Annotated in this window: 23 protein-coding genes and 1 pseudogene; 11 read left to right on the forward strand and 13 right to left on the reverse strand. The window is 71.9% G+C overall.

Annotation, left to right across the window (positions count from 1 at the left end; genetic code table 11):
- Positions 1 to 168 precede the first annotated feature (168 nt).
- Positions 169 to 2,259: a thioredoxin domain-containing protein gene (locus AMK33_RS08580; RefSeq protein WP_073932176.1), complete on the forward strand. Its 2,091-nt coding sequence runs from the start codon at positions 169 to 171 to the stop codon at positions 2,257 to 2,259.
- Here the strand turns inward: AMK33_RS08580 and AMK33_RS08585 are convergent.
- The 4 genes from AMK33_RS08585 to trhA all read right to left on the reverse strand — a co-directional run bounded on the left by AMK33_RS08585 (position 2,256) and on the right by trhA (position 5,035).
- Positions 2,256 to 2,771 (reverse strand): hypothetical protein, encoded by a 516-nt coding sequence (locus AMK33_RS08585; RefSeq protein ID WP_073932177.1) that lies wholly within the window; start codon positions 2,769 to 2,771, stop codon positions 2,256 to 2,258. The genes AMK33_RS08580 and AMK33_RS08585 overlap by 4 nt on opposite strands.
- 49 nt (positions 2,772 to 2,820) lie before the next feature.
- On the reverse strand, positions 2,821 to 3,588 hold the full coding sequence (locus AMK33_RS08590; RefSeq protein WP_073932178.1) for a Mut7-C RNAse domain-containing protein: 768 nt from the start codon (positions 3,586 to 3,588) through the stop codon (positions 2,821 to 2,823).
- Between the two features lie 13 nt (positions 3,589 to 3,601).
- Positions 3,602 to 4,255: a TetR/AcrR family transcriptional regulator gene (locus AMK33_RS08595; RefSeq protein ID WP_073932584.1), complete on the reverse strand. Its 654-nt coding sequence runs from the start codon at positions 4,253 to 4,255 to the stop codon at positions 3,602 to 3,604.
- A 66-nt stretch (positions 4,256 to 4,321) separates the two neighbouring features.
- A complete protein-coding gene (gene trhA / locus AMK33_RS08600; protein ID WP_073932585.1) occupies positions 4,322 to 5,035 on the reverse strand; it encodes a PAQR family membrane homeostasis protein TrhA in 714 nt (237 codons plus the stop codon).
- A gap of 328 nt (positions 5,036 to 5,363) precedes the next feature.
- Here trhA and AMK33_RS08605 point away from each other — a divergent pair, with 328 nt between their 5' ends.
- Entirely contained in the window at positions 5,364 to 7,184 is a 1,821-nt protein-coding gene (locus AMK33_RS08605) for a phosphoenolpyruvate carboxykinase (GTP) (protein WP_073932179.1), read from the forward strand.
- A gap of 209 nt (positions 7,185 to 7,393) precedes the next feature.
- On the opposite strand, the gene AMK33_RS08610 is transcribed toward AMK33_RS08605, so the two are convergent.
- From AMK33_RS08610 to AMK33_RS08625, 4 genes are read right to left on the reverse strand one after another with little or no spacing between them, the layout of a single operon-like run.
- Positions 7,394 to 7,987 carry a hypothetical protein gene (locus AMK33_RS08610; protein WP_073932180.1) on the reverse strand — a complete coding sequence of 198 codons (594 nt, stop codon included), beginning with the start codon at positions 7,985 to 7,987 and terminating at the stop codon, positions 7,394 to 7,396.
- Positions 7,974 to 9,518, reverse strand: coding sequence for a substrate-binding and vWA domain-containing protein (locus AMK33_RS08615; protein ID WP_073932181.1), 1,545 nt, complete (start codon positions 9,516 to 9,518; stop codon positions 7,974 to 7,976). Before AMK33_RS08615 ends, AMK33_RS08610 begins: the two co-directional genes overlap by 14 nt.
- Positions 9,515 to 10,690, reverse strand: coding sequence for a toxic anion resistance protein (locus tag AMK33_RS08620; protein WP_073932182.1), 1,176 nt, complete (start codon positions 10,688 to 10,690; stop codon positions 9,515 to 9,517). The genes AMK33_RS08615 and AMK33_RS08620 overlap by 4 nt, the downstream gene beginning before the upstream one ends.
- Before the next feature lie 16 nt (positions 10,691 to 10,706).
- The gene (locus AMK33_RS08625) at positions 10,707 to 11,783 is read right to left on the reverse strand and encodes a substrate-binding domain-containing protein (RefSeq protein ID WP_073932183.1); all 1,077 of its coding nucleotides are present in this window, start codon (positions 11,781 to 11,783) and stop codon (positions 10,707 to 10,709) included.
- A gap of 416 nt (positions 11,784 to 12,199) precedes the next feature.
- On the opposite strand from AMK33_RS08625, the gene AMK33_RS08630 reads away from it, so the two are divergent.
- Positions 12,200 to 13,681: an FG-GAP-like repeat-containing protein gene (locus AMK33_RS08630; protein ID WP_158075116.1), complete on the forward strand. Its 1,482-nt coding sequence runs from the start codon at positions 12,200 to 12,202 to the stop codon at positions 13,679 to 13,681.
- A gap of 80 nt (positions 13,682 to 13,761) precedes the next feature.
- On the opposite strand, the gene AMK33_RS08635 is transcribed toward AMK33_RS08630, so the two are convergent.
- Entirely contained in the window at positions 13,762 to 14,268 is a 507-nt protein-coding gene (locus AMK33_RS08635; RefSeq protein ID WP_073932185.1) for a MarR family winged helix-turn-helix transcriptional regulator, read from the reverse strand.
- A gap of 113 nt (positions 14,269 to 14,381) precedes the next feature.
- Between AMK33_RS08635 and AMK33_RS08640 the strand changes: the two genes are divergently transcribed.
- From AMK33_RS08640 to AMK33_RS08650, 3 genes are all read left to right on the forward strand, one after another.
- On the forward strand, positions 14,382 to 14,882 hold the full coding sequence (locus AMK33_RS08640) for a cupin domain-containing protein (RefSeq protein ID WP_073932186.1): 501 nt from the start codon (positions 14,382 to 14,384) through the stop codon (positions 14,880 to 14,882).
- Positions 14,852 to 15,280 (forward strand): VOC family protein, encoded by a 429-nt coding sequence (locus AMK33_RS08645; RefSeq protein ID WP_073932187.1) that lies wholly within the window; start codon positions 14,852 to 14,854, stop codon positions 15,278 to 15,280. The genes AMK33_RS08640 and AMK33_RS08645 overlap by 31 nt, the downstream gene beginning before the upstream one ends.
- A 394-nt stretch (positions 15,281 to 15,674) precedes the next feature.
- The gene (locus AMK33_RS08650; RefSeq protein ID WP_073932188.1) at positions 15,675 to 17,405 is read left to right on the forward strand and encodes a hypothetical protein; all 1,731 of its coding nucleotides are present in this window, start codon (positions 15,675 to 15,677) and stop codon (positions 17,403 to 17,405) included.
- 260 nt (positions 17,406 to 17,665) lie between these two features.
- Here the strand turns inward: AMK33_RS08650 and AMK33_RS08655 are convergent, their stop codons facing one another.
- Positions 17,666 to 18,259 (reverse strand): TetR/AcrR family transcriptional regulator, encoded by a 594-nt coding sequence (locus AMK33_RS08655; RefSeq protein ID WP_235618022.1) that lies wholly within the window; start codon positions 18,257 to 18,259, stop codon positions 17,666 to 17,668.
- A 61-nt stretch (positions 18,260 to 18,320) separates the two neighbouring features.
- Between AMK33_RS08655 and AMK33_RS08660 the strand changes: the two genes are divergently transcribed.
- Together AMK33_RS08660 and AMK33_RS08670 are read left to right on the forward strand one after the other, a co-directional pair.
- Positions 18,321 to 19,193, forward strand: a complete 873-nt coding sequence (locus tag AMK33_RS08660; RefSeq protein ID WP_073932190.1) for an oxidoreductase — start codon at positions 18,321 to 18,323, stop codon at positions 19,191 to 19,193.
- Between the two features lie 363 nt (positions 19,194 to 19,556).
- A pseudogene (locus tag AMK33_RS08670) lies at positions 19,557 to 19,694 on the forward strand (DUF397 domain-containing protein); the annotation flags it as partial.
- A 7-nt stretch (positions 19,695 to 19,701) separates the two neighbouring features.
- On the opposite strand, the gene AMK33_RS08675 reads toward AMK33_RS08670, so the two are convergent.
- The 3 genes from AMK33_RS08675 to AMK33_RS08685 all read right to left on the reverse strand — a co-directional run bounded on the left by AMK33_RS08675 (position 19,702) and on the right by AMK33_RS08685 (position 22,326).
- Positions 19,702 to 20,403, reverse strand: a complete 702-nt coding sequence (locus tag AMK33_RS08675; RefSeq protein WP_235618024.1) for a hypothetical protein — start codon at positions 20,401 to 20,403, stop codon at positions 19,702 to 19,704.
- The gene (locus AMK33_RS08680; RefSeq protein ID WP_073932191.1) at positions 20,400 to 21,782 is read right to left on the reverse strand and encodes an SMI1/KNR4 family protein; all 1,383 of its coding nucleotides are present in this window, start codon (positions 21,780 to 21,782) and stop codon (positions 20,400 to 20,402) included. The genes AMK33_RS08675 and AMK33_RS08680 overlap by 4 nt, the downstream gene beginning before the upstream one ends.
- A gap of 61 nt (positions 21,783 to 21,843) precedes the next feature.
- Positions 21,844 to 22,326, reverse strand: coding sequence for a hypothetical protein (locus tag AMK33_RS08685; protein WP_073932192.1), 483 nt, complete (start codon positions 22,324 to 22,326; stop codon positions 21,844 to 21,846).
- Between the two features lie 138 nt (positions 22,327 to 22,464).
- Here AMK33_RS08685 and AMK33_RS08690 point away from each other — a divergent pair, with 138 nt between their 5' ends.
- The 3 genes from AMK33_RS08690 to AMK33_RS08700 all read left to right on the forward strand — a co-directional run bounded on the left by AMK33_RS08690 (position 22,465) and on the right by AMK33_RS08700 (position 25,183).
- Positions 22,465 to 23,319 (forward strand): alpha/beta fold hydrolase, encoded by an 855-nt coding sequence (locus AMK33_RS08690; RefSeq protein ID WP_073932193.1) that lies wholly within the window; start codon positions 22,465 to 22,467, stop codon positions 23,317 to 23,319.
- Between the two features lie 70 nt (positions 23,320 to 23,389).
- Positions 23,390 to 23,683 carry a hypothetical protein gene (locus tag AMK33_RS08695; RefSeq protein ID WP_201262989.1) on the forward strand — a complete coding sequence of 98 codons (294 nt, stop codon included), beginning with the start codon at positions 23,390 to 23,392 and terminating at the stop codon, positions 23,681 to 23,683.
- Positions 23,684 to 23,890: 207 nt separating this feature from the next.
- Positions 23,891 to 25,183 carry a serine hydrolase domain-containing protein gene (locus AMK33_RS08700; RefSeq protein WP_073932194.1) on the forward strand — a complete coding sequence of 431 codons (1,293 nt, stop codon included), beginning with the start codon at positions 23,891 to 23,893 and terminating at the stop codon, positions 25,181 to 25,183.
- Positions 25,184 to 25,246 lie beyond the last annotated feature (63 nt).

Here is a 25,246-nt window from a genome sequence, read left to right on the forward strand (position 1 = left end):
CCCGGCGCGCCCGCACATGATCCGCCGGACCCGCCCCGACCCCGTGGGACCGCATGACGAGGGCGAGGCATCCAGGAGCTCCGGCACGGCTCCGTCGATGCCGGCGAGCAGGCCGACATGGGCATCGCAAGCTGGGCCGGACGGGCCCGGGCGTGCGACGATGCTGGTATGAATCGCCTGGCTGACTCCCAGTCGCCTTATCTGCTCCAGCACGCCTCCAACCCGGTGGATTGGTGGCCATGGGGAGAGGAGGCGATGGCGGAAGCCAAGCGGCGGAACGTGCCCATCCTCTTGAGTGTGGGCTATTCGAGCTGCCACTGGTGCCATGTCATGGCGCACGAGTCCTTCGAGGACCGGGCCACCGCCGACGAGATGAACGCGCACTTCGTCAGCGTCAAGGTGGACCGTGAGGAGCGCCCGGATGTAGACGCCGTCTACATGGAGGCGGTGCAGGCGGCGACCGGGCAGGGCGGCTGGCCCATGACCGTGTTCCTCACCCCGGACGCCGAGCCGTTCTACTTCGGTACGTACTTCCCGCCCGCCCCCCGGCACGGCATGCCCTCCTTCCGGCAGGTGCTCCAGGGCGTCCACCAGGCGTGGGACGAGCGGCGCGGAGAGGTCGACGAGGTGGCCGGGAAGATCGCCCGGGATCTGGCCGGCCGGGAGCTGTCCTACGGCGACGACCAGGTGCCCGGCGAGCAGGAGCTCGCCCAGGCGCTGCTCGGGCTGACCAGGGAGTACGACCCGCAGCGCGGCGGGTTCGGCGGGGCGCCGAAGTTCCCGCCGTCCATGGTGCTGGAGTTCCTGCTGCGCCACCACGCCCGCACCGGCGCCGAGGGCGCGCTGCAGATGGCGGCGGACACCTGCGAGCGCATGGCGCGCGGCGGGATCTACGACCAGCTCGGCGGCGGCTTCGCCCGGTACTCCGTCGACCGCGACTGGATCGTGCCGCACTTCGAGAAGATGCTCTACGACAACGCCCTGCTGTGCCGGGTCTACGCCCACCTGTGGCGGGCCACCGGTTCGGAGCTCGCCCGCCGCGTCGCGCTGGAGACCGCCGACTTCATGGTCCGCGAACTGCGCACCACCGAGGGCGGTTTCGCGTCCGCGCTGGACGCCGACAGCGAAGAGGTGGTGTCGCCCGAAGGGCGTCGTCAGAAGGGTGGTGGCGGGCGACGGGAGGGCGGCACGGGCCGGCACGTCGAGGGCGCGTACTACGTCTGGACGCCCGCGCAACTGCGCGAGGTCCTCGGGGACGACGACGCGGAACTCGCCGCACGGTACTTCGGCGTGACCGTGGAGGGCACCTTCGAGGAAGGCGCCTCGGTGCTGCAACTCCCGCAGCAGGAAGGGGTGTTCGACGCCGGGCGGATCGACGGCATCAGGGAGCGGCTGCTCGCGGCGCGCTCCGCCCGGCCCGCGCCCGGCCGGGACGACAAGGTGGTCGCCGCCTGGAACGGCCTCGCGATCGCCGCGCTCGCCGAGACCGGCGCCTACTTCGACCGGCCGGACCTCGTCGAGGCCGCCGTCGCCGCCGGTGACCTGCTGGTCCGGCTGCACCTGGACGACCAGGCCCGGATCGCCCGCACCAGCAAGGACGGCCGCACCGGGGCCAACGCCGGGGTGCTGGAGGACTACGCCGATGTCGCGGAGGGCTTCCTGGCACTCGCCTCGGTGACCGGCGAGGGCGTCTGGCTGGAGTTCGCCGGACTGCTCCTCGACCATGTCCTGGCCCGCTTCACCGACCCCGACTCGGGCGCCCTGTACGACACGGCGTCCGACGCGGAGCGCCTCATCCGGCGTCCGCAGGACCCGACCGACAACGCCGCCCCGTCCGGCTGGACCGCCGCCGCGGGCGCTCTGCTCGGCTATGCCGCGCACACCGGTTCCGAGCCCCATCGCACCGCCGCCGAACGGGCGCTGGGCGTGGTGAAGGCGCTCGGCCCGCGGGTCCCGCGGTTCATCGGGTGGGGGCTCGCGGTCGCCGAGGCCGTACTGGACGGGCCGCGGGAGATCGCGGTGGTCGGCCCGGCGCTCGACGACCCGGCCACGACCGCCCTGCACCGCACGGCACTCCTGGGTTCCGCGCCCGGCGCGGTGGTCGCCGTCGGAACCCCGGAGAGCGACGAGTTCCCGCTGCTGGCCGACCGCCCACTGGTCCGGGGCGAACCGGCCGCCTACGTCTGCCGCAACTTCACCTGCGACACCCCGACGACCGACCCCGACCGGTTGCGAGCGGCACTGGACGGCCGCGTCTAACAGCCCGCCTCACCGCCGCTGCCCACGAAGGAGTCGACGCCGACCGAGTAGCCGGCCCCGGCGATGAGGTCGGGGCGGTCCCCGTAGCCGTATTCCTCAAGGCGCTCGGCGGTGAGGAAGACGACCCGCAGGGCCATGTCGTCCTTGACGAAGCACAGGCCGCCGGGCGGGGCTTCGGGGTCCGGGTCCCACCCGTCGCGTACCGCCGCCGCCCGGTAGTGCGCGGTGACCTCGGTCCTCGTGCCGGGGAAGGCGTAGGTCCGCTCGGCGTACACCGAGACGTCGCCGCTGTCCGCCCAGCAGCCGGCGTCGACCTCCTCGAAGCCCCGGGCGACGGTGGCTCCGGTGGGCCGGGAGTCGAGGATGCCGAGCGCGGCCGTCTCCTTCACCCGGTCGTCGGTTCCGTCGCAGTCCCTGGTGAGGTCCCGCAGCGCGCAGCCGGTGAGCGTTCCGGCCGCGAGCACGGCGGACAGGGGCAGGAGCATCGAGCGGATGATCGTCCGTAGGGACACGGTGGGCTCCAGGGCGAGGGCCGGGACGGAGGGGGTGCGTCGGTTCTGTTCAGGAACCGTCGTCCCGGTATTCCCCCCGGGGGGAGGCCGGTTCCCCGACGACGGCTCCCAGCGCGCGTTCCACGATAGCCTCCAGCTGTTCGTGGTGCGCGCCCTTCCAGTACGCCCGCCCGCACTCACCGCACTGCGCGAACACGTCGTACGTCCGATGCGTCCCGCCCTTCAACTGGTCGGCGACCTCGTCCTTGGTGGCCCGGCGCAGCAGCCCGTTGCAGGCGGTGCACCGGCTCCACGGCCGCAGCTCGGGCTGGAACCGGTCGAGCACGTAGGTGAGTTGCTCCTCGGGCCGGGTGCTGTAGACGAACGCCCCCGCCCACAGCTCCCGCCGCCGCAGCAGCCCCCGGTCCCGGCTGAGCATCACCCGCTGCTCCGCCGCAGACCGCGCGGCCAGCGCCGGATCGCCGATGTCGGTCGACTCGTACGCCGTGTCCACGCCCAGCAGCCGCAGCCGGCGCGCGAGCGTGCCGAGGTGCACGTCGAGCAGGAACCGCAACGGCGCGCCCGGCACCCGCTGCGGATGTGCGACGGCGCGTACGGTCACCGACTCGCCCGCGGTCGGCACGTGGCCGACCGGTACCTCGCGGCCGTCCACGAGCAGCGCGCCCACCTCGGTCAGCGGGACTCCGAGGGACTCGACGACATGGCCGAGGCTGGAGACGCCGTCGGTGGCGGCCTTCGTGGCACCGGTGGGCCGTGCCCTGGGGACGAAGAGCAGCAGCTCGGGAGCGAACTCGACGTGGATCTCGGGACCGTTCACCCGCCCAAGGATGTCATGTCCGGTGTCCGCCGCTCCGGGATTTCGCGGTGGGCAGGCCGTGCTCGACCACGTCGAGGGCCCGGTCGAGGAGGGCGGCGAGGTCGTCGGTGTGGTCGCGTTCGGCCCAGTACGTCGCGGCCTCCAGCAGGCCGCCGAGCAGGGACGTCGTGGCGACCCGCACCTCCAGGCCGTCCGGGTCGAGCCCGGTGCGCGCGGCGATCGCGTCGGCGAGGAGCCGTCCGGTGGCCGACAGGCTCTCCCGCGTCCGGGAGCGCACCGCCGGGACCTCGGCCAGCAGCCGGGCCCGCAGCAGTGTCACCTCGGGCTGCTCGGCCATCGCGCGGCGCACGGCCCCGCGCAGCACGTGCCGGACGGAGGCCGGCCAGGGCTCGCCGGCGGGCCGTGCGGCGAGTGCCGCGGCCATCGGACGGTCGTACTCGTCCGTGAGGACGATGTCCTCCTTGGCCGGGAAGTAGCGGATGACGGTCGACGGCGACACCTCGGCGCGCTCGGCGATCCGCTCGATCGTCGTGGCGGCGTAGCCCTGTTCCCCGATCAGTGCGAAGGCCGCGCCGCGGATCGCCTCACGGGTCTTGATCTTCTTCCGCTCGCGCAGCCCCGGTCGGGGCGGGTCGGCGGGGGTGAGGGGGGAGGGTGCGGCCTTCATGACGGCCATTGTCGGCGATTGTCGGCCACCACGGCCGGTACCGGTCACTACGGTCGGTACCAGTCACTACGCGTGCTGGTACGCCACCAGGGAGATCCCCACGTAGTGGGCGATGAACGCGGCCAGGGTGAAGGAGTGGAAGACCTCGTGGAAGCCGAACCAGCGCGGTGACGGGTTGGGCTTCTTGATGCCGTAGATCACTCCGCCCGCGCTGTAGAGCAGACCGCCCACGACCACCAGGACGAGTACGGCGATGCCGCCGGTGCGCATGAAGTCCGGGAGGAAGAAGACGGCCGCCCAGCCCATCGCGATGTAGCAGGGCGTGTAGAGCCAGCGGGGCGCGCCGACCCAGAAGACCCGGAAGACGATCCCGGCGGCGGCCGCCGCCCAGATGCCCCACAGCAGCCACTGCCCCTTGGAGTGCGGCAGCAGCAGGATGGTCAGTGGGGTGTAGGTGCCCGCGATGATCAGGAAGATGTTGGCGTGGTCGAGGCGGCGCAGCACCCCGTCCATGCGGGGGCTCCAGTCGCCCCGGTGGTAGAGCGCGCTGACGCCGAACAGCAGGCAGGCGGTCAGGGCGTAGACCCCGCAGGCCAGGCGGCCTCGGGTCGAGTCGGCGAAGGCGGTCAGGGCCAGTCCGGCGACCAGGGCGGCGGGGAACATGCCGAGGTGGAGCCAGCCGCGGAGCTTGGGCTTGACCGGATGCGGCAGGGAGGTCGCGACCGGACCAGGGCCGTCGGCCGCCGGGTTCTCGGGCGCGTCGGGGGCGAGCGCAGTCATGTCCGGCATCGTACCTACGGAACCGTAAGTTATGCCTCGGGGTGCCGAATTGACCCGCGCCGAGTGGCCATCATCTCACGGCGCCCCGTCGCGTTGTCACGCAAAGAAACAGTCTGGTGAACCCAACGTGCACGCAAAGTGCCACGAGAAACCGTGGCCATCGTCACGTTGCTCACCTGTGCGGCCCTCTGGACAGATGGGCGCTCTCGTCGGATGATCAAATGAGTGCGGTCGACACCGGATGAGCGCCCAAGCTCCAACCGTGAAGCATCCGGGTCGCAGCCCCCACGGGGCCTCCCAACAAAAAACCCCTCATTTAGGAGCAATCGTGGCGCGCGACATCGCGGCTCCCAGCGTCCCCACCACCCACCAGGGACTGATTTCCTGGGTCAACGAGATCGCAGACCTGACGCAGCCGGACCGGGTGGTCTGGTGCGACGGCTCGGAGGCTGAGTACGAACGCCTGTGCGAGGAGCTCGTCGCCAAGGGCACCTTCCGCAAACTCGACCCGATCAAGCGCCCCAACTCCTACTACGCGGCCTCCGACCCCACCGACGTCGCCCGCGTCGAGGACCGGACCTTCATCTGCTCCGAGAAGGAGGAGGACGCCGGCCCGACCAACCACTGGAAGGCCCCCGCCGAGATGCGGGAGATCTTCCGGGGCGACAAGGGCGTCTTCCGCGGCTCGATGAAGGGCCGCACCATGTACGTCGTGCCCTTCTGCATGGGCCCGCTCGGCTCGCCGCTGTCCGCCATCGGAGTCGAGATCACCGACTCGGCGTACGTCGCCGTCTCCATGCGCACCATGACCCGGATGGGTCAGCCGGTCCTGGACGAGCTCGGCTCCGACGGCTTCTTCGTCAAGGCCGTGCACTCGGTCGGCGCCCCGCTGGAGCCCGGCCAGGAGGACGTCCCCTGGCCCTGCAACAGCACCAAGTACATCTCCCACTTCCCCGAGGACCGCGAGATCTGGTCCTACGGCTCCGGCTACGGCGGCAACGCCCTGCTCGGCAAGAAGTGCTACGCCCTGCGCATCGCCTCCGTCATGGCCCGCGACGAGGGCTGGCTGGCCGAGCACATGCTCATCCTGAAGCTGACCCCGCCGCAGGGCGAGTCCAAGTACGTCGCCGCCGCCTTCCCGTCCGCCTGCGGCAAGACCAACCTCGCCATGCTGGAGCCCACGATCTCCGGCTGGACGGTCGAGACGATCGGCGACGACATCGCCTGGATGCGCTTCGGCGAGGACGGCCGCCTGTACGCCATCAACCCCGAGGCCGGCTTCTTCGGCGTCGCCCCCGGTACGGGTGAGCACACCAACGCCAACGCGATGAAGACCCTGTGGGGCAACTCCGTCTTCACCAACGTGGCGCTGACGGACGACGGCGACGTGTGGTGGGAGGGCATGACCGAGGAGACCCCCGCCCACCTCACCGACTGGAAGGGCAACGACTGGACCCCCGAGTCCGGTACGCCCGCCGCGCACCCCAACGCCCGCTTCACCACCCCCGCCGCGCAGTGCCCGATCATCGCGCCCGAGTGGGAGGACCCCAAGGGCGTGCCGATCTCCGCGATCCTCTTCGGCGGGCGCCGCGCCAGCGCCGTACCGCTGGTGACGGAGTCCTTCGACTGGAACCACGGCGTCTTCCTCGGCGCCAACGTGGCCAGTGAGAAGACCGCCGCCGCCGAGGGCAAGGTCGGCGAGCTGCGCCGCGACCCGTTCGCCATGCTGCCGTTCTGCGGCTACAACATGGGCGACTACATGGGTCACTGGATCGAGGTCGGCAAGGACAAGGACCAGTCCAGGCTGCCGAAGATCTACTACGTCAACTGGTTCCGCAAGAACGACGACGGCAAGTTCGTCTGGCCCGGCTTCGGCGAGAACTCCCGCGTCCTGAAGTGGATCGTGGAGCGCCTGGACGGCAAGGCGGAGGGCGTCGAGACCCCGATCGGCGTGCTCCCGGCCAAGGCCGCCCTGGACACCGAAGGCCTGGACCTCTCCGACGCCGACCTGGACTTCCTGCTCACCGTCGACAAGGACGTGTGGCGCGAGGAGGCCGCCCTGGTCCCCGACCACCTCAACACCTTCGGCGACCACACGCCCAAGGAGCTGTGGGACCAGTACCACGCGCTGGTGAAGCGCCTGGGCTGACGCCCGCACAGACCCCGCGGCCGGTCACTTCTCGGTTTGAGGATGCCCTGACCAGCGATCGTCACGCCACGACCGGCCGCGGAACACACCGGCGAGGCCCGCACAACGGCGTGCGGGCCATGGGGCCTGTCGTCTCCTCCCCGCCCGCCCCGGCGGGGAGGCCGACGACAGGCCCTCGCCCATTCCGGTCCTACGAGGACATGCCGGGCTCACGGAGACCGGTCCTCCAGGTACCGGGTGTGCGACTCCTGCCGCCGCGCCTCCGTCTCCCGCAGGCCCTGCGCCAGCCGCTCCGCCTCCGCGTGCAGCAGCTCGAGCTGACGCACCAGGTGCTGCTCCGGAGGCACCTGCCCGGGTGTCAGCCGCGTCCACCAGCGGGTCCGTGCGTAGACGTCGACGGCCTCCGGCACGTCCTGCCGCACGGCCCGGGACAGGGTGTGCACGGCGTCCGGGTCCTGGGCGAGGATCTCGGTCACCCACCCGGGATCCAGCAGCGCGGCCAGCAGTTCCGTCAGCATGGTGAGCCGGTCCGTCGCGGTGGGCGGCAGGTCGACGTCCCCCAGGTACTCCCGCAGCCGCCCGAAGTCGGCCCGCACCTCGTCGAGCTGCGCGGACGGGTCCGGGAAGGCGGGCGGCGCGGGCCGCTCGGGCGGGGCGACCAGCGCGCCCGCCCCGTACAGCCCGGCCACCACGACCGGCCAGTACGGTCCCGCCACGCCCGTGAACGTCAGTACCAGCCCCGCCAGCCCGCCCACACACCCGGCGATGTTCTTGCGGGACTCCACGTACCTACTGATAACCACGGATCTCCTCGAACGCCCCGTCCAGCGAACCCTGCCCGTCGAACAGCCGGCCGCCGGTCAGCTCGGCGATGTGCTCCAGCTCGGCCCGGTCGGAGTCGCCGAACAGGATGGGGAAGACGGGGATGTCCTGCCGCTCGCGGGCCAGCCCCGCGTAGAAGGCGTCGAAGTCACCGGCCCCGTCGCCCGCCGTGTTCTCGCCGTCCGTCATCAGCACGATCGACGTGAACGTGTCCTCACCGCCGCCCAGATGGTCGTACGCCTTCCGCAGGGACGTGTAGATCGCGGTGTCGCCCTCGGCCCGCAGCTCTTCCGTGTCCCGGCGGATCGCGGCGATCCCCCGCCGCGGATCGTCGGGGCGCACGACATGGGTGCGCACGCTCTTCACGTCCGTGCCGAACGGCATCAGGGTGATCTCCTCCCGGTCGCGGAAGTCGCCGGTGAGGCCGGTGAGGGCCTGCTTCAGCCGGCCGATCCGCTCGCCCTCCATCGAGCCGGAGGTGTCGAGGACGTACACCGTCCGGGAGGGGCGGCGCAGCTGGTTCTCGTACGCGTCGAGCAGCCCGTCGGCGACGGAACGACTGCCGGGGAAGGGCAGTTCGCGCCTGCGGCCGGTGTCCAGTCCGGCCGCGGGTTCCACCGAGGCGACGACCGGGCGGCGCAGCGTGCGGTCGGTGATCAGCCGCTGCACGGCGTCCGAGCGCAGCGCCTCCGTTACCCGGCGCACGTCGTCGCGGGTGGCCGCGTCGGTGGAGGCGAGGGAGGAGAGCGGATAGTCGGCGGTGACCACCCCGTCCTTCGGGCGGATCACCGTCAGGCCCTTGAAGCCCTTGAGGACGGACTCGTAGTTGAGGAGCGCGTCGACGTCACCGCGGCGGTCGTACGCGCCCGCCAGCCAGCCCGACGAACCCGAGGTGAGCTTCTGCCCCTCGAAGAACTCCTTCAGCCGTGGCGTCGCCTTCGTCACGTCGGCGTCGGTGAGCGCGGACTGCGCGCCGGAGAGCGCCGAGGCGACGGAGACCAGCGTGGAGAAACCGGAGTTGGAGCGGGTCGGGTCGGTCATGCCGTAGGTGAGCCCGCCGTCCCGGACGGCCCGCTCGATCGCGGACCAGGTGACCTCCTCCGGCTTCCAGCCCAGCCGTTCCACGGTGGCCGTCCTGACACCGATGGCGACGGGGCTCGTCATCACGGGCGTCTCCGAGACGACCTTCTCGGCCGCCTCCGGGCGCAGCCGCAGATAGTCGTTGGAGGACAGCCACACGGCGTCGTACCGGCCGTCCGTCTTCCCCGTGGCCAGCATGTCCACGGCGTCGAGCGTTCCCATGTAGGTCGGCCGGACGGTGACGCCGGTGTCCTTCTCGACCCGTTCGAGGACCGGGGTCATGTCGCTGAGTTCGCTGGAGGCCAGCACCCGCAGCGTGCCCGGCGCGGCGGCGTGCGGGTCCTCGTCGTCCCGCGAGTCCGGCCCGGCGGTGCACGCGCTCAGCAGGATTGTGCCGGCGGCGAGCAGCGCGGCCAGGGACCGTCGTCTCATCCGAGGCCGCCTTCCAGCACACCCTGCGACCGGCTGCGCTCCAAGTAGGTGCTCGCGTGCTGGAGTTCGGAGGTCAGGTTCTCCACCGTCGCCGCCATGGCCTCGGTCGCCCGCACCTTGTAGGTGTCGATGGCGTCGAGGGTGCGGTAGATCTGCTGGAACGCGGTGCGCAGGGTCTCGGCCCCGACCGCCGGGTCGGCGGCGATGCGCCGGCTCTCCCCGCTCTGCGTCGCCAGCATCTCCGCGTTGCCCCGGATCAGCTCCTCGGTGGTCCCGCGCAGCGCGTCGACCTGCTCGACGACCTTCTTCTGGTGGTCGAGCGCGGACGCCAGCATCACGGAGATCCGCAGCGCCGACACGGTCGTCGTGGCCGCCCGGTCCACGCCCTTGATCAGCTCGTCGTTGTTGCGCCGTACGACGTCCATGGCGAGGTAGCCCTGCGCGCACACGGCGAGCTGGGTGAGCAGGTCCTGGTGCTTCTGCCGGACGGGGAAGAGGACGTCGGCGCGGAGCGAGTCGGCCTGTACGGGATCGGTGGTCCCGACGCCCGCGATGTGCCGCTCCACGGCCGAGTCCAGGGCCTCCGTCAGGACGACGTACTCCTGGAGCTTGCCCATGGTCTCCCACAGGCGGACCCGCTCCGTCTGCAACGCGGCGTTGTCGCGGCGCAGTTCGTCCTGTCCGCCGCGCAGCGCGCCCACGATGCCGTTCAGGGTGCCCTGCGCGGAGGCGTACTTGGCGACGTGGTCGCGCAGCCGGTTGCCGCCGGGCAGCCGGGAGAGGAACTTGCGGCCCCTGTTCGCGGGCAGGTCGCGCGGGTCCAGGTCCTCGACCACGCGCCGCAGCTCCACGAGCGACCCGGCGACCTTGGACTGGGCGTCGCCGCCCTTGCCGGGCAGGCTCCGGACCGTGCGTTCCAGCATGCGGTTGGACTGCGCGGTGGCGGTACGCATCTCACCGGCACCCAGTGCGGTGATCTCACCGACCTTGCCCGCGAACTCGGGGGAGCGGGCGTCCAGGACGGCCAGCCCCTCGACGTACGCGGCGGCCTTGGCCGCCATGTCGGCGCGTACGCCGTCGTCGACGGGCACGAGTCCGCCGGCCCTCTCCCGGGGCACGGGCGCGACGGCCTCGGGCGGTGTGAGGACGAAGTCCCCGTCGGTGCTGCTCATCTGTCGCTGTTCCCCCTTATCCGCGCGCCCGTCGCGCCAGCTCGTGCAGCACCGCGGAGGTGGGCACGGGCGCCTGGCGGACGCCGGTCAGTCGCTGCTTGAGGTAGGCGGTGCGGCCCACGGCGGCCGCCGCGAACTCGGTGACGTCGCCCTGCGGGCGGAAACCGTGCCGGACGGCCAGTTTGCGCAGAGCCGGGTCGTCGCCGAGGAGTTCGGCGACCTTCCGGCCGTTCTCGGTGAGCGGTACGACGGTGTGGTCGCTGTTGACCGTGGTGTCCGGGTAGAGGACGGCGAGGTCGTCCGCGTTCTGCTGCTCGTTGAGGAGCGCGGCCACCTGGGACTCGTAGACGAGGACGAGCGGGTTGCCGGCCCCGCTGACGAAGTCCCGGAACGCCGCGTCCGTGCCGGCCTGCTGGGCGCCCTGGACGCCGACCAGCTTGCGCAGCAGGGGAGCGGTGCGCCCGATCTCGGCGTCGCTCGCGACCACCTTGCCGCCGTTGGCGACGTAGGAGGCGGCGGCCAGGTACAGCGCACCGGAGTTGGAGGTCTCCGGGTCGGTGCTGGAGATGTAGAGGGTGCCGGTCAGCTCCCCGTACTTCCCGGCCCCCTCGAGCTGCTGCCAGGTGCGGTCGTGCTCGGCCGCGTCGAGGTAGGCGGCCATCTTCAGCGTGCCCGGGTTCTTCCCGTCGAGCACGGCCAGCCCGTTGGCGGCCAGCACCTCGGCGGCACCGCGACGGGACACGACGACGAGGGGCGAGTAGAACGGGCGCGGGAGCATTCCCCGTACCCCGTGCTTCTCGGCCAGCTCGGCGGCGGGCGCCCGGCTGGACGGGAACGCCAGGTCGTACCCCTTGAGGTCCAGCCCTTCCATGGCCCAGGACCCGGAGGTCTCGGCCTCGACGGTGTAGCCCTTGGCGGCGAGGGCCTCCACCACGTCCGGATCGGCGAAGAACCCCGCCTTCTCCGATCCGATCACCATGCGCACGGTCTTCGTTGCCGTGCCCGTCTCCCCGCTGTCCCGGCCCGCGACGACGGCGGCCACCACACCGGCCGTCAGCAGCACCGCGAGGACGATTCCCGTAATCCGTCTCACGCCCGGAGCATCCCGCCGGAATCCAACGTTCCCCGGCGGCCCCGGTGAACGGCCGGTGTCCGGGTGATACCGGTACGCAACAGGAACCGGCCAATCCGGCCGGCGGGCGCGGGACGTCACTCGTCCGCGCCCGCCGGCCGGTGGTTCCGTGGCTCGGATCAGCAGGCGCTCCTCGCCCGGTCGGCGGACCTCTCGAAGACGGCCCGGGCACCGCGCGGTTCCTCGCCGGGTATCGCGACGGGACGCAGGCCAGGAGCGGCAGTACCCGGCCGGATGTGAACCACGGGTGAAGGACCTGGGGTTGTTCGCCCACAGGGCCCGGTTCCCGTCCGTCCGGGTACAACCCCTGCCCCACCCGGACCGTCGTGCGTATGGCCCCCCACGCCTCACTGCTGTCCTTCGAGACTGGAGCAATCTTGCGCACACGCACCCTGGCCGTCGCCCTGGCGGTCGCCACGGCAGCCGCGGGCCTGTCCCTGACCCTCGCCCCCACAGCGAGCGCGGCGACCTCCGCGGCCGACGACTTCAACGGCGACGGCGTCGCCGACCTCGTCGTGGCCACCCCCGGTGCTCCCGTCGACGGCCGTACCGACGCCGGCTCGGTCACCGTCCTGTACGGGTCCGCCGACGGCGTCTCGCCCGCCCGCTCGACCACCCTCACCCAGAACTCCGCGGGCGTCCCCGGCGACGCCGGCTCGTACCAGCTGTTCGGCGCCACGCACGCCAGTGGCGACCTGGACGCCGACGGTTACACCGACCTCGTCGTCGGAGCGCCGGGCGAAGCGGTGCGGTACAGCAGCTCCTACGGCACGCTCACCGTGCTGTGGGGCGGCCCGGACGGCCTGAGCGGCGACGGCATGACGATGGTCAGCCCGTACGCCACCAGCGAGTGGTCCGCGGAGAAGGACTACGGCAAGAAGGTCGTCGTCGCCGACCTGGACGGCGACGGCGTCCCGCAGATCGCCACCCTCAGCCGCACCAACCTGTGGGCGTACGACGACCTGGCGGGCCGCACGGCGCCCACCGATGTGGCGCGCTTCCACAACTACAACGCCTACATACAGCCGCGCACCCTCACCGCCGGCGACTTCACCGGCGCCGGACGCGCCCAGCTCGTCGTCACCGGCCCGGAGAACTGCGGCGGGACGGCGGGCGGCTGCCGGCACACCGGCGTCTACACGTGGAGCGACAGCGGGCTGGAGGCGGTCTCCGTGCCGTCCCCGGGCACCGACGCCTCCGGTACGGGCGAGGCACCCACCGTCTCCGTCGCGGCCGGGGACATCGACGGCGACGGCCACGCCGACCTCGTCACCGGCCACGTTCCCGCCTCGGCGACGACCACGGGCGAGTACTCGGACGCCGCGGGCCTCCTCCACGTCCGCTACGGCAGCGCGGACGGCCTCGGCGCCCACCGCACCGCCACGCTCGACGCCCCGGGCGGCAGCCGGGCCGGCGACAACTTCGGCGCCTCCGTCGCGGTCGGCGACGTCACGGGCGACGGCTACGACGACGTGGCGGTCGGGGCGCCGGGCGCGACGGTCCGGGGCGTGTCGGGGACCGGCGCGACGGTGCTGCTCCGGGGCACGGCCACCGGCCTGACCGACACCGGCGCCCAGGTGTTCCACCAGGCCGCCGACGGCGTGCCCGACACGGCGGAGACGGACGACTGGTTCGGCTCCGCCGTGGACATCGCCGACCTCGACGGTGACGGCGCGGCGGACCTCACGGTCGCGGCGAAGGGCGAGGACGTCTTCGCCGGATCGGTGCGCGACGGCGCCGACTGGGTGCTGCGCGGCTCGGCGACCGGCCTGACGACGGCCGGCGCGACCTCGTTCGGCCCGCGGGACTTCGGCCTCACCCACCCGAACGCCGAGTTCGGCTCGGTCCTGGGCGGCTGATCCCCGGCCGCACGGCATGAGGGACGACTACCGCGGGCCGCGGCCCGCCCGGACCGCGGTGGTCGGCCGTCGGGCGGCCATCATGTGACGGCCGTGTCGCCGAGGTTCTCCAGCACCTGCCGGAGGCCCTCGGCGGTCTTCTCGACCAGGCCGCGGTCCACGCCGACGAGCAGTTGCGCGTAGTCCGCCAGATGGTCGGCGAAGGCGGCCCGGGTGACCTCGTGTCCGTGCTCGGTGAGGCGGATCTTGACGGTGCGCCGGTCGCCGCCTTCGCGCACCCGCTCGACGAGGCCCTTGGCCTCCATCCTGTCGATGCGGTTGGTGATCGCTCCGGAGGTCACCATGGACGCTTTGAGGAAGGCCCCGGCGGTGAGGGCATAGGGAGGCCCGGAGCGCTGCAGCGTGGTGAGCACGTCGAACTCGCCGTGTTCCACTCCGTGCGCGGCGGCCGTGGCCCTGGCGGACTTGTCGATCACCCGGGCCAGCCGCTGGATCCGTGCGAAGAGTTCCACCGGCCAGAGATCCCCCACCACATCGGGACGCTCCTTCGCCCACTGGTCGATGATCGCGTCCACGGCATCGCTCATCTCCGTCGCTCCTCTCCACCAACATCTTCTCAACGTTAAGAGACTTGACGTTGAGACGCCTGTGCTGCTTTTATCTTAACGTTGAGATTATCAAGGTTGAAGGAGGAGCCGCCATGCCCGCGACCGACACTCCGCCCGCGGTGGTGCTGACCCGTCATGCGGACGCCGAGACCTGTTCCGACCCGAGCAGCGTGATGACCCTCCTGGCCGATTCGGACGGCAGCGCGGGTGGCTTCACGAGCTACCGGTCCACCTTCGCGAAGGGCGCGGCAGGAGCGCCGGCCCACTTCCACACCCGGGCATCGGAGCTGTTCTTCGTGATCAGCGGATCTCTGCGGGTGCTGGTGGGTGAGGAAGTCACCGTCCTGGAGGAAGGCGACTTCCTCGCGGTCCCGCCCCGCACCCCGCACGCCTTCGCGGCCGCCCCGGGCTGTGAAGCGGACGTCCTGTTCGTCTTCACCCCCGGCATGGGCAGGTTCGACTACCTGCGCCTGCTCGGCCGGGTGATGCGTGGCGAGGCCGACCCGAAGGAGATCGCCGAGTCGTCGGAGCGCTTCGACAACCACTACGTCGACAGCCCCGTATGGCGTGCCGCCCTGGAGGGTTCCGCGTGATCGGCCCCACGACCCGGATCCGGGTGGCCCGGCCCTCGAGGGACCTGGTCGCCGCCGAACGCTTCTACGTGGAGGGCCTCGGGCTCGAAGTGCTATGGCGGACCACCGAACGGGTCCCCGGCGAGCACGACTTGCTCATGGTCGGGCCGCCGGGCGCCGCCTGGCACTTCGAACTCACCCGTGACCCCGAACGGCCGATCGAGCCCACTCCGACAGTGGACGACCTGTTCGTGGTCTACCTCGGCGCCCCGGTCGCCGCATCGCTGGTCGAACGCCTGGAGGCACACGGGGGCACCAGGACTCCCGCGCACAACCCCTACTGGGACGAGTACGGCGTGACCGTCGCGGATCCCGACGGATACCTCCTCGTCCTGTGCTCACGCGACTGGACCGCCTGAACCCGGGGTCCGCCCATCGGGTGTCCCCGGCCGGGCCCGGTGTCAGGTCCAGGGCCGGCCGGCCGCCGCCGTTGTCGCCGAAGGCGATCCGTCCGGGCCGGCCGACCAGGCCCTGCACGGCGTCGTCCGGCGCGGTGGTGACCGCCCCCGTGGCGGCGAACTGCCGGAGGGGAAGCGGCTGCTCGTGGCAGGGCGGCTCCCGGTCCCAGGGCCGGCCACCGACAGCGCCGTTTCGGCGTAGCCGGCGCGACGCCACACCGCCGGAAACCTGCCGCGATGCGCGGTGCGCCGGTGTACGCTCCCGATCTCGTACGACCCGAACAGCTGTTCCCTGTTCCATGGTTGGGGGCGGCTTTCCAGTACGGGTCGTCAATACAGCCTGTGGGGGGCACAGTTGAATACAGCACGCCGTCCCGGACGCCTCGCGGCCACCGTTCTCGCCGCCGCACTCGCCGGGACCGGACTCACCGTCGCCGTCGCGCCCGCGGCGCACGCGGCCACCGCCGACGTCGTCGCCAAGTTGCCGTTCACCACGTACTCGGCGCTGGCCGTCGACAGCGTCCACCAGCGCGTCTTCCTCGCCGACGCCGCCGTGGGCTCCAGCTCCAACTACGGCCGGATCGCCGTCTACACCTTCCAGGGCGAGCGGATCTCCACCATCAACACCAACTACCACGTCTCCGGCCTGGCGCTCAGCGCCGACGCGGGCACGCTCTACGTCGGTGAGCGCTTCCGGATCTCCGCGTACGACACCATCACGCTGGCCCTCAAGAGCGTGCCCAACGCGCCGAGCGACAACTGCGGGCGCGAGGTCGTCGTCGCCGGCGGCAAGCCGTACTACACCTCGCAGTACACCGACTACCTGTCCCAGTGCGCCACGGCGACGACGACCGTGGACACGATCGTCAACGGCGGCTGGCAGCGCACCGGCTGGAACGACTCCGGCAAGCTGCTGCTGGAGGGCGGCCCGAACGACACGTTCGTGATGGGCCAGGCGCTCAACGCCTCGGCGCCCGACCCGTTCCTCAGCGTCTTCGACGGCAGCGGCGAGACCCCCGTACGGAACGCCACCCGCCGGTTCACCGACGAGAGCGGCGCCGGCGCGCTGAACCTCAAGGACGTCGCCGTCTCCCCGGACGGCGCGAAGATCGCCCTGGCCGACGCCTCCGCCGGCACCCGGCTGCTGAACACGGGCGACCTGTCGGACGCGGCCGACGGCTACCAGTCCCTGCCCGCGGGCGCCACCGCCAGCTCGGTCGCCTTCAGCGGCGACGGAAAGTACGTGGCACGCGGCGCCTCGGCCACCGGCGCCACCCCCGACCTGCTGGTCCAGCCCGCCGACCCGACCGACTCGACCGCGCCGCTGGAGTTCGTCTTCGAGGGCAGCCAGGACGGCGACCGCGTCGTGCCGCGCGGCACGGAATGGTCCGCCGACGGCTCCCGGCTCTTCACGGTCACCACCAACGCGGCCGGCAACCAGTTCTGGCTGCACATCATCCAGCCCCCCGCAGTCCAATACGACGTCCGCCTCGGTGAAACGCTGACCCACAGCCCCGCCCAGGCCGTCGCGGGCGAGCCGCTGTCGGTGCGGGGCCGGCTGGAGCACGACGGACCGGCGCCCGCCGAGCCGCTGAAGGTCAAGGCGACCCGCACGGACGCGGCCGGCACCCACGACCTGGGCACCTTCACCGTCAAGGAGGACGGCTCCTACACCGTCCTCGACGAGCCCGGCCTGGTCGGCGACGCCACCTACACCGTCTCCTGCCTCGGCGACCTCACCCACCGCCCGGCCGCCGACGTCACCCACACGGTGTCCGTCGGCAAGGCGGCCAGCTCGATCACGCTCACCGCCCCGGCGGAGGCGTCGATGAGCACGGGCGTCCACATCACCGGGACGTTCACCGCACAGGGGAAGGCGCTGCCGGAGCGGGCCACGCTCAAGGTGGAGCGCACCGACCGGAAGGGGACCGGCACGCTGTCGTCGGTGACGGTCGCCGCCGACGGCACCTTCACCATCGACGACCTGCCGCGCACCCGCAAGGACACGACCTACACGGTGAGCTGGCCCGGCGACGACCTGCACGAGGCGTCCACGGCGTCGGCGACGGTCGACGTCACCCGCTGATCCCGTCGTTCTCGGGGAAGGCACTCCTGAGAGGACCTGCGTCGGCCCGGGATGCCGGACCGACGCAGGTCATCCCGGCGGGCGACGAGCGCCTGGAGAGACGAGCGCCTGGAAATCGGCGATCAGCGGTGTCGGTTCCTCGCCGGCCCGGTTCGCGTCGGCGATCCGGGCCGGTCCCTCGTCCTTCGGCCGGCCGCCGGATCGCAAGCGCGCAGGGCAAGCCAGTACACGCCTCGCACTTGGGTACCAGCCGGGCACGTTCAGCCGGCGGCGTTGCCGCGGATGAACGTCGACACCGCGTCGGACACGAGTGAGTCCGTCACCTCGGGTTCGAGGCCGCCGCCGGCGATCAGGCTCGCGAGGCCTTGGGCCCACGCATAGAGCAGCAGCCCGTAACGCTCGGGATCACCCGGGGCGAGCGCGCCCTCGGTCACGCCGTCGCCGATCAGGTCGTACACCACCGCCAGGGCTTCGGCGGCCGCAGGCAGTCGCGCCTTGTCCCCGTACGGCTTCGCGGAGAACATCAGGTCCAGCAGCACGGGCCTGCTGTTCGCGAAGGTGATGAACCCGGCTATCACCGCCCGCAACCGCTCGCCGAAACCCGGACCGGCACCGTCGCGTGCCGCCTTCAACTGCGCGCCCAGGCGGTCGAAACCCCGCTCCGCCAACGCGACCAGCAACGCCTGGCGATCGGTGAAGTGCGCGCGCGGCGCCGCGTGGCTGACCCCGACGACCCGTGCCAGTTCCCGCAGCGACAGCCGCTCCGTCCCGGATTTCTCGATGGTGCGCTCGGCCGCGTCGAGCAGCGCGGCGCGCAGGTTGCCGTGGTGGTACGGGCGGGCTTCATCGGGCACAGGCAGATCCTACCCTCATCTTGTCATTGCCAAGTTTCTTGACAGTGTCTAGATTGGCGGCATGAGCGAATCCCACGCCACTCACCTTCCTGATCTCTCCGGCAGGACCGCGATCGTCACCGGTGCGAGCGGCGGCCTCGGGCGCGAGACCGCGCGAGCGCTCGCCGCCGCCGGGGCCCGCGTCGTGCTCGCGGTGCGCCACGTCGACAAAGGGCGAGCCGTCGCCGCGGAACTGCCCGGACGGACCGAGGTCCGCGCGCTCGATCTCGCCGACCTCGCTTCCGTCCGGCGCTTCGCCGACGACTGGCAGGGCGACGTCTCCTTGCTGGTCAACAACGCCGCCGCCATCTACCCGCCCGAGCTGACCCGCACCAAGGACGGGTTCGAGGCGCAGTTCGGCGTCAACCACCTCGGTCACTTCGCCCTGACGCAGCTCCTGCGCGAGCACCTCACCGGCCGCGTCGTCTCGATTTCGTCCGCCGCTCATGCGGCTCGCCTCGACCTCGACGATCCGAACTGGGAACGCAGGCGCTACAACGCTTTCCGCGCCTACAACGAGTCGAAGCTCGCCGTGCTGCTGTTCACCCTCGAACTGCAGCGACGGCTCACGGCGGCGGGTTCGGCGGTCCTCGCCACCGCCGCGCACCCGGGCTGGGCGGCGACCGGCGCGCTGTCGGACGCGCGCGGCTTCGTGCCTTCGCTGATGCGGCTGACCACTCCCCTGTTCGCCTCGTCGGCGGAGGCCGGCGCGCGGCCGACCCTGTACGCCGCCACGGCCGACATCCCCGGCGGTACCTACGTGGGGCCGGGAGTGCTGCAGATGTACGGCGCGCCCAAACCGGCGCAGCTCTCGAAAGCGGCCCGCGACCCCGAGCCGGCGCGCCGTCTCTGGGAGGTCTCCGAGCGGCTCACCAAGGTGTCGGTGCGCGACTGAGGTTTCACCGTCCCGACGTGTCGTGCGGCTCGACGGGGCCGCAGCGGTGCCGGAGGCGCACCGCGTGCACCCGGCGCACATGCCCCGGTGCCCGCCCGTGCGTACCGCACACCGGCTCGCCCGCTCGCCGAGCGGTCAGCCGGTGCACGGCCGTCATCCAAACGGACGCCACCGACACCGCACTCCGGCCCGGGACGGCGCTGTCCTCCGGTGACCCGGTCGCCAGCTCGCACCACACGGTCTTGCCGTTGCCGGGTCCGTACGCCACACCCCACCTCGACGCCAGTGCGTCCAGCAGTGCGAGCCCTCGTCCCGGCTCCTCGTCGGCGCTCACCGCCGCCCGTAGGACGGGCAGCGCGCGCGGGAACGGGCGGCGACTGCCTCGAGGTCTGCGACGCCCACACCACCATCGTCCCCGTCCGCGACTCCAAGGTCCCCCACGGCCCGGTCCTCACCATCACGGCCCCGGCCTGGACGTCGTTCGTCACGTCCCTCAAGTGACGCGGGGTCAGCCCTGGTTCACCGGCAGGACGGCCGCCGGATCGCAGCGGAGCGGGCAGGCCAGCAGATAGACCTCGCTGCCGAGGAACAGGGTGTAGGCGTCGTCCCGGATGCCGTGGGGCTGCACCGGGGCTCCGGGGCGGACGTCGAACTCCGGGGACTCCGGTACCTGGCAGACGAACGCCAACTCCGCTCCGCACGCGCACCGGTAGGACTCGGGGTACAGCGCCCAGGCCGCCGTACCACCCACCTTGAAGAACATGGTGAACGGCCCGTGCGCGTCCACGAAGGGCCGCAGGGCCAGCGGCAGGGCGCGTACGGCCGGTTCGGGCTCCGCTTCCGGGATCCCCGGGTCACGCTGGAGCAGCACCCGCCAGAACGAGCCCGGGAACGGCGGCTGCGGAGCCTCCCAGAACCGAGGCACGAGACGGTCGTCGACCGCCACCGGGTTCGACCTGTCGTTGTGGTGGGCGCACTGGAACACCGACAGGTGTTCTCCGCCGAAGAACTCGATGTCGTCGGGCAGATCCAGCTGGAAGAACAGCGCCATGCGCGCGCCGCAGAAGCACCGCGGCCACTCCTGGCCGTCATCGAGGTAGGGCCACCCGCCCACCGAGTTCCGGGCCGGCCGGTCCAGCGGCTCGGTACCGACCTCGATCTCGTACTCGCGCGGCGGCGCCCACTCCTCCTCCAGTCCGTCCGCGTTCACCGGTCGGTGTCCAGGCGGGCTTCGAGGACGGTCCGGCTGATGAGGGGGCGGTCCCACAGGGCGAGGAGTTCGTCGGCGAGGTCGAGGATCGGCAGCGGGTGCTGTTCGCCCTGCACCTCGATGTGGGCCGCCGACAGGCTCCGGGGGACGGCACCGGCGTCGAGCAGGACGCGCCAGTCCTCGGGGCCGAGGCTCAGGTACTCCAGACCCGTCAGCCCGGCGATCTCCAGGGGGTCGGCGAGCGTGCCCGGAACGGCGGTGAGGGTCCGCAGGCGGGGAAGCCCGACGACCGGGGCGAGGCTGACCGGATCGCCCTTCCGCCAGCCGATGCCGAGCACCTCCAGCTCGGGACGGGCGGCGGCCTCCACACTGTCCAGGTAGTGGATGTTCACCCGGGCCACCACCGGCGGGTTGTCCGCGTCACGGCGCTGGTGCCAGCCGTCGGGGCGGTTGACCACCATGTCGGTGAGGGAGTCGGCGCGCAGTCCGGCGCCGATGGTCCGCTCGTGGTCGATCACGATGACCTGTCCCTTGTGTCCGCCGGGGCCCGGCGTCAGGTCGAGGGCCAGCCGGTCGCCGCCGCCGTTGTCGCCGAAGACGATCCAGCCGGGCGAGCCGACGAGGCCCTGCACGGCGGCGTCCGGGGCGGTGACGACGGCGTCGTCGGCAGCGAACTGCCAAGGGCAGGGACGGGACCGCGCGTCCGCGACGTAGAGCCCGTCCAGGGAGAAGAGCTCACAGCCGACCGCGTCGCTGACACGTTCCTCCGCCTCGTAGTCGCCACCCCAGTCCTCCCATCGCGCCCGGGTCACCCGGTAGAGCGCCTTGAGTTCGTCGGGCAGTGTGACGCCGAGGCGCGCTTCCGCTTCGGCGATCTCCCCCTCGGTGGCACCGATGGCGTCGGGCAGCCGCTCGCGAAGGGTCCGCTCCAGCAACGCCGGGTCCGCCGACGGCGCCGGCACCGCCCCCGGGACCTCCTCGGGCAGGCGCCGCCAGGGCTCGGGGACGGCGCCCTCGACCAGGAGCAGGGCACCCACGAAGGGGCTCATGAGGCCGGGCTCCACGGCGGGGCCCGGCTCGACGACGTGGAGCAGGGTCCTCCCGTCCGGCGCCGTCTCCACCACGAAGGAGACGCTGTTCGCGCCGTCGGCCCGGAGGGCGTCCTGCACCCGTTCCACGGCGGTGAACTCGTCCTGCATGTCCTCCACCTGGACGGCACGCCCCGGCACAGGGCGCGGTCGCTGCACCGGCACGCTCCAACCGCCGAGGCTGATCCGACCCGTCAGGCGACCACCGGGCGCGGCGAGCCGCTCCGCGTTGGACGCCCGCACGACCCGCAGCAGCGGCTCCCAGACAGTGAGGTCACGTATCGAGGACAACGGTGTTCTCCGGTCGGTCGGCGGTTGAGGGCAGGGAGGCGACGGGTCGCGGCGGGACAACTCAGTCGCCCGAGTATCCGAAGATGCCCAGGTGGGTCGGCTCGGGCTGGTCACCGGCGTAGAGGAGGACGTACACACCCGTCCACCGCATACGGCACTCGTCCAGCAGCGTCTCCCCGGGGTCGGGCGGGAGCCGGTCGGCCGTGCGGGCGTGGTCGAGGAGTTCCGCGAACCGAACCGGTGTCGGCCGGCTGGTGCCGAAGTGGTGCAGGACGCGTTCGTGCGTCAGGGGCCGCAGCGTCCCGTAGTCCTCGACGGCGAGCGGCGTCGGCGGTGCGGTGGAGTGGACGACACACTGGATGTCGAGGACGGAGTGCGTTCCCTCCTCGCCCATGAGCTCTTCGTCGGCCCAGAGGTCGTCCAGAGAGCCGTACATGTCGTCGTGGCCGTACAACTCGTCGAAGACCCGCCGGTGCAAAGCTTCCAGCGACTCCTCGACGCTGCCTTCGTATGCGGTGACGTACTCCCACCCACTGGCGCCCACGGCCGCCCCTCTCCGTCATGGATCCGGCGTGATCATAGGGCCGCCCACTGACACGGGGGCGGCGCAGCCGCTGGGCGGGGAACCGATCGGCCGGGGCGTGAGCGATGAGTTCGGGCGGCGGACGGAGTCTGCCGTGGCATGACTCGAATCACCACCACCGTCAACGCCAATGAGGTCGCCCTGGGCATCGAGTCGTTCGGTGACGACGACGCGCCGCTCGTCCTGCTCGTGGGCGGGACGACGATGCTCTCCTGGCCCGACGCGCTGTGCGAGCGTCTCGCCGCCGGGGGGCGTCGTGTGGTGCGCTACGACCTGCGCGACAGCGGGGAGTCGACGACGGCGGATCCGGAGGCGCCCGCCTACACCCTGCGCGACCTCGCCGCCGACGCGGCGGCCCTCGCCGGCGTGCTCGGCGGCGGGCCCGCTCACCTCGCAGGGATCGGCGTCGGCGGGATGGTCTCCCAGGTGGCCGCGCTCGATCATCCGGGCGCGTTCTCGGCGCTCACGCTCGTCGGCACCCGCGCGGTCGCGCCCGGGCCGACCGACGACGACCTCCCCGACCACGACCGGGCGACGATGAGCCGGTTGTTCGCGCACGCGATGCCTGATTGGAGCGACCGCGAGGCGGTCGCGGACTTCGCCGCTGCCGGCGCGGAGATCCTCGGCGATGATCCCGTCGCCGCGCGAGCGGTCGCCGCGCGCATCTGGGACCGCACACCCAGCACCGCACCAGCGGTCCAGATGGCCAACCAACTGGGCATGGTGTTCTCCAGGCTCGACTGCACACCCCGCTGGCGCGAGCACCTGCCCGAGATCAAGGTTCCCACGCTCGTGGTCCACGGCCGCCGCGACCGGTTCTTCCCCGTCGGCAACGGCGAGGCGATCGCACGCGAGATCCCCGGAGCACGGCTGCTCATCCTGGAGGAGGCCGCTACCGCGATCCCTGATGCGGCGGTCGGCGAGATCACCGAGGCGATGCTCACGCTCGGATAGAGGACGGCACTGACACTGCCGCTCCACCTGACCTGCTTCCTCCCGACCTACGGAGACCGGGAGGGAAGCGATGGGTGTTCTGACCGACTGCTTCCGCGCACCGGACGCCGCGGCGGTGGTGCAGTCGCTGGAGGAGACGGACGGCGGATCCCCGCTCTTCGCGGAACCCCCGCTGCTCGACGGAGTCGACGCCAAGGGCGTGGATCCGGCCGTGGTCCTGGGGCGGCCGATCGCCGTCATCCTCCGGACCGAGTGGCGGGTGGACCTGGTGGAGCAGACGACCGTCCGGCCGCCCTCCCCGCGCTCCCAAGGGCGTGCAACCGCCTCACCGGCGAGGCCGCCGTTTCCGTGCGCGACCCCGTGAATCGGCGTCAACTGCGGACCCCTGGACGGGACAACGAGTGAAGGCGACCTTCAAGTCCCCTTTCCCTTCAGCCGGTTGTTCGCAGGCGGACGGCCGGAGGCCGGTTCTCGATCATTCCCCGGAAGGATGTGAGGACCGTCCGTCTCCCTTGACGATGATCCCGATCGGTCATCCATCGATCCCGAAGGCAATTGAAAGGACAGGAAGTTGCGCATTGCCCGACTTCTCGGAACCATCCTGGGCACCACGTTGTTGACGACCACCGTCGTACTCACCCAACCGGCTCTCGCCGGCCCCAGAGGCTCCACGTCCCTGGACGGAACGGCACTGCGCGACGCACTGGACGCCGTCCACGAGGCGGGCATGTACGGCGTCTTCTCGTCCGTCCGGGACGGTGGCGAGCGGTGGACCGGGGCGGCGGGTGTCGCAGACGTGGGTACCGGCCGCCCGGTCACGCCGGGCATGCGGCAGCGGGTGGGCAGCATCAGCAAGACCTTCACCGCCGTGGGCCTGCTCCAGCAGGCGGAGCGCGGCCGGATCCGGCTCGACGCGCCCGTCTCCGACTACCTGCCGGACCTGATACCCGGGGAGCGTGGACGGCAGATCACCGTACGCATGCTCCTCAACCACACCAGCGGGATCGGCGACTACGTCGCGGGCGCCTTCCCCTCCCTCACCCGGGGCTCGACGGCCAGCCTCGACGAGGAGCGCTTCCGCTCCGTCCGCCCACAGGAACTGGTCCGGCTGGGCCTCACGGCCCCCGCGACCGGACGCCCCGGCTCGGTGCCGGGCACGTACTCCAACACCAACTACGTCATCGCCGGGCTCCTTCTGGAGGAGGTCACCGGTCAGAAGGCCTACACGTACCTCACTCGCAACGTCATCGACCGGGCCGGGCTGCGTCACACGTACCTGCCGCGCACCCCGTTCCTCAAGGGCCCGCACCCGCGGATGTACGAGTCGTTCCACGGTCTGATCGACCCGCCCCGCGACTACAGCGTCTACGACATGTCGTGGGCCTACACGGCGGGATCGGTCGTCTCCACCACCGACGACCTCAACCGCTTCTACCGCGCCCTGCTCGGCGGGGAGCTCGTCGGCGCGGCGTCCCTCGACGAGATGACGCGCACGGTCCCCGTCTCCGGCATGGACTACGGCCTCGGCATCTACGCCCTGGACCTGCCCTGCGGACGCTTCTGGGGCCACGACGGCGCGGTGTTCGGAGCCGGCACGATCGCGCTGTCCAGCCGGGACGGCGAGCGCCAGATGGCCGTCGCGCAGAACCTGATGAAGTACCAGGAGATCGACGAGAACGGCGTACCGCAGGCACATCCGATCGACAACGCCCTCGGCACGTACGTCGTCCGCGCGCTCTGTCCGGCCGCCCCCGAGGCAGGGGCGGCGAGCCCGGAGGCCCGCCGGGAGGGGCTCACGCGGCTGCCCCGCATCGACGACTCCCTGTTGACCGGCGGTGCCCCGGCCGGTCGGCCGTCTGCCTAGTCCCGCTCGCGAGCCGGCCGGCGCGTCACGGCGGTGGTGTGCCTCTCGTCGAGCCGCCCGGCC

The organism is Streptomyces sp. CB02400 (assembly GCF_001905725.1).
Taxonomy (GTDB): domain Bacteria; phylum Actinomycetota; class Actinomycetes; order Streptomycetales; family Streptomycetaceae; genus Streptomyces; species Streptomyces atrovirens.

What these genes read in the sequence shown, in the direction of transcription:
- AMK33_RS08690 (WP_073932193.1), top strand. Translation starts at nt 22,465, where the DNA reads ATGACTCGAATCACCACCACCGTCAACGCCAATGAGGTCGCCCTGGGC.
- AMK33_RS08640 (WP_073932186.1), top strand. Translation starts at nt 14,382, where the DNA reads ATGCCCGCGACCGACACTCCGCCCGCGGTGGTGCTGACCCGTCATGCG.
- AMK33_RS08660 (WP_073932190.1), top strand. Translation starts at nt 18,321, where the DNA reads ATGAGCGAATCCCACGCCACTCACCTTCCTGATCTCTCCGGCAGGACC.
- AMK33_RS08695 (WP_201262989.1), top strand. Translation starts at nt 23,390, where the DNA reads ATGGGTGTTCTGACCGACTGCTTCCGCGCACCGGACGCCGCGGCGGTG.
- AMK33_RS08580 (WP_073932176.1), top strand. Translation starts at nt 169, where the DNA reads ATGAATCGCCTGGCTGACTCCCAGTCGCCTTATCTGCTCCAGCACGCC.
- AMK33_RS08620 (WP_073932182.1), bottom strand. Translation starts at nt 10,690, where the DNA reads ATGAGCAGCACCGACGGGGACTTCGTCCTCACACCGCCCGAGGCCGTC.
- AMK33_RS08595 (WP_073932584.1), bottom strand. Translation starts at nt 4,255, where the DNA reads ATGAAGGCCGCACCCTCCCCCCTCACCCCCGCCGACCCGCCCCGACCG.
- AMK33_RS08635 (WP_073932185.1), bottom strand. Translation starts at nt 14,268, where the DNA reads ATGAGCGATGCCGTGGACGCGATCATCGACCAGTGGGCGAAGGAGCGT.
- AMK33_RS08645 (WP_073932187.1), top strand. Translation starts at nt 14,852, where the DNA reads ATGGCGTGCCGCCCTGGAGGGTTCCGCGTGATCGGCCCCACGACCCGG.
- trhA (WP_073932585.1), bottom strand. Translation starts at nt 5,035, where the DNA reads ATGACTGCGCTCGCCCCCGACGCGCCCGAGAACCCGGCGGCCGACGGC.
- AMK33_RS08615 (WP_073932181.1), bottom strand. Translation starts at nt 9,518, where the DNA reads ATGAGACGACGGTCCCTGGCCGCGCTGCTCGCCGCCGGCACAATCCTG.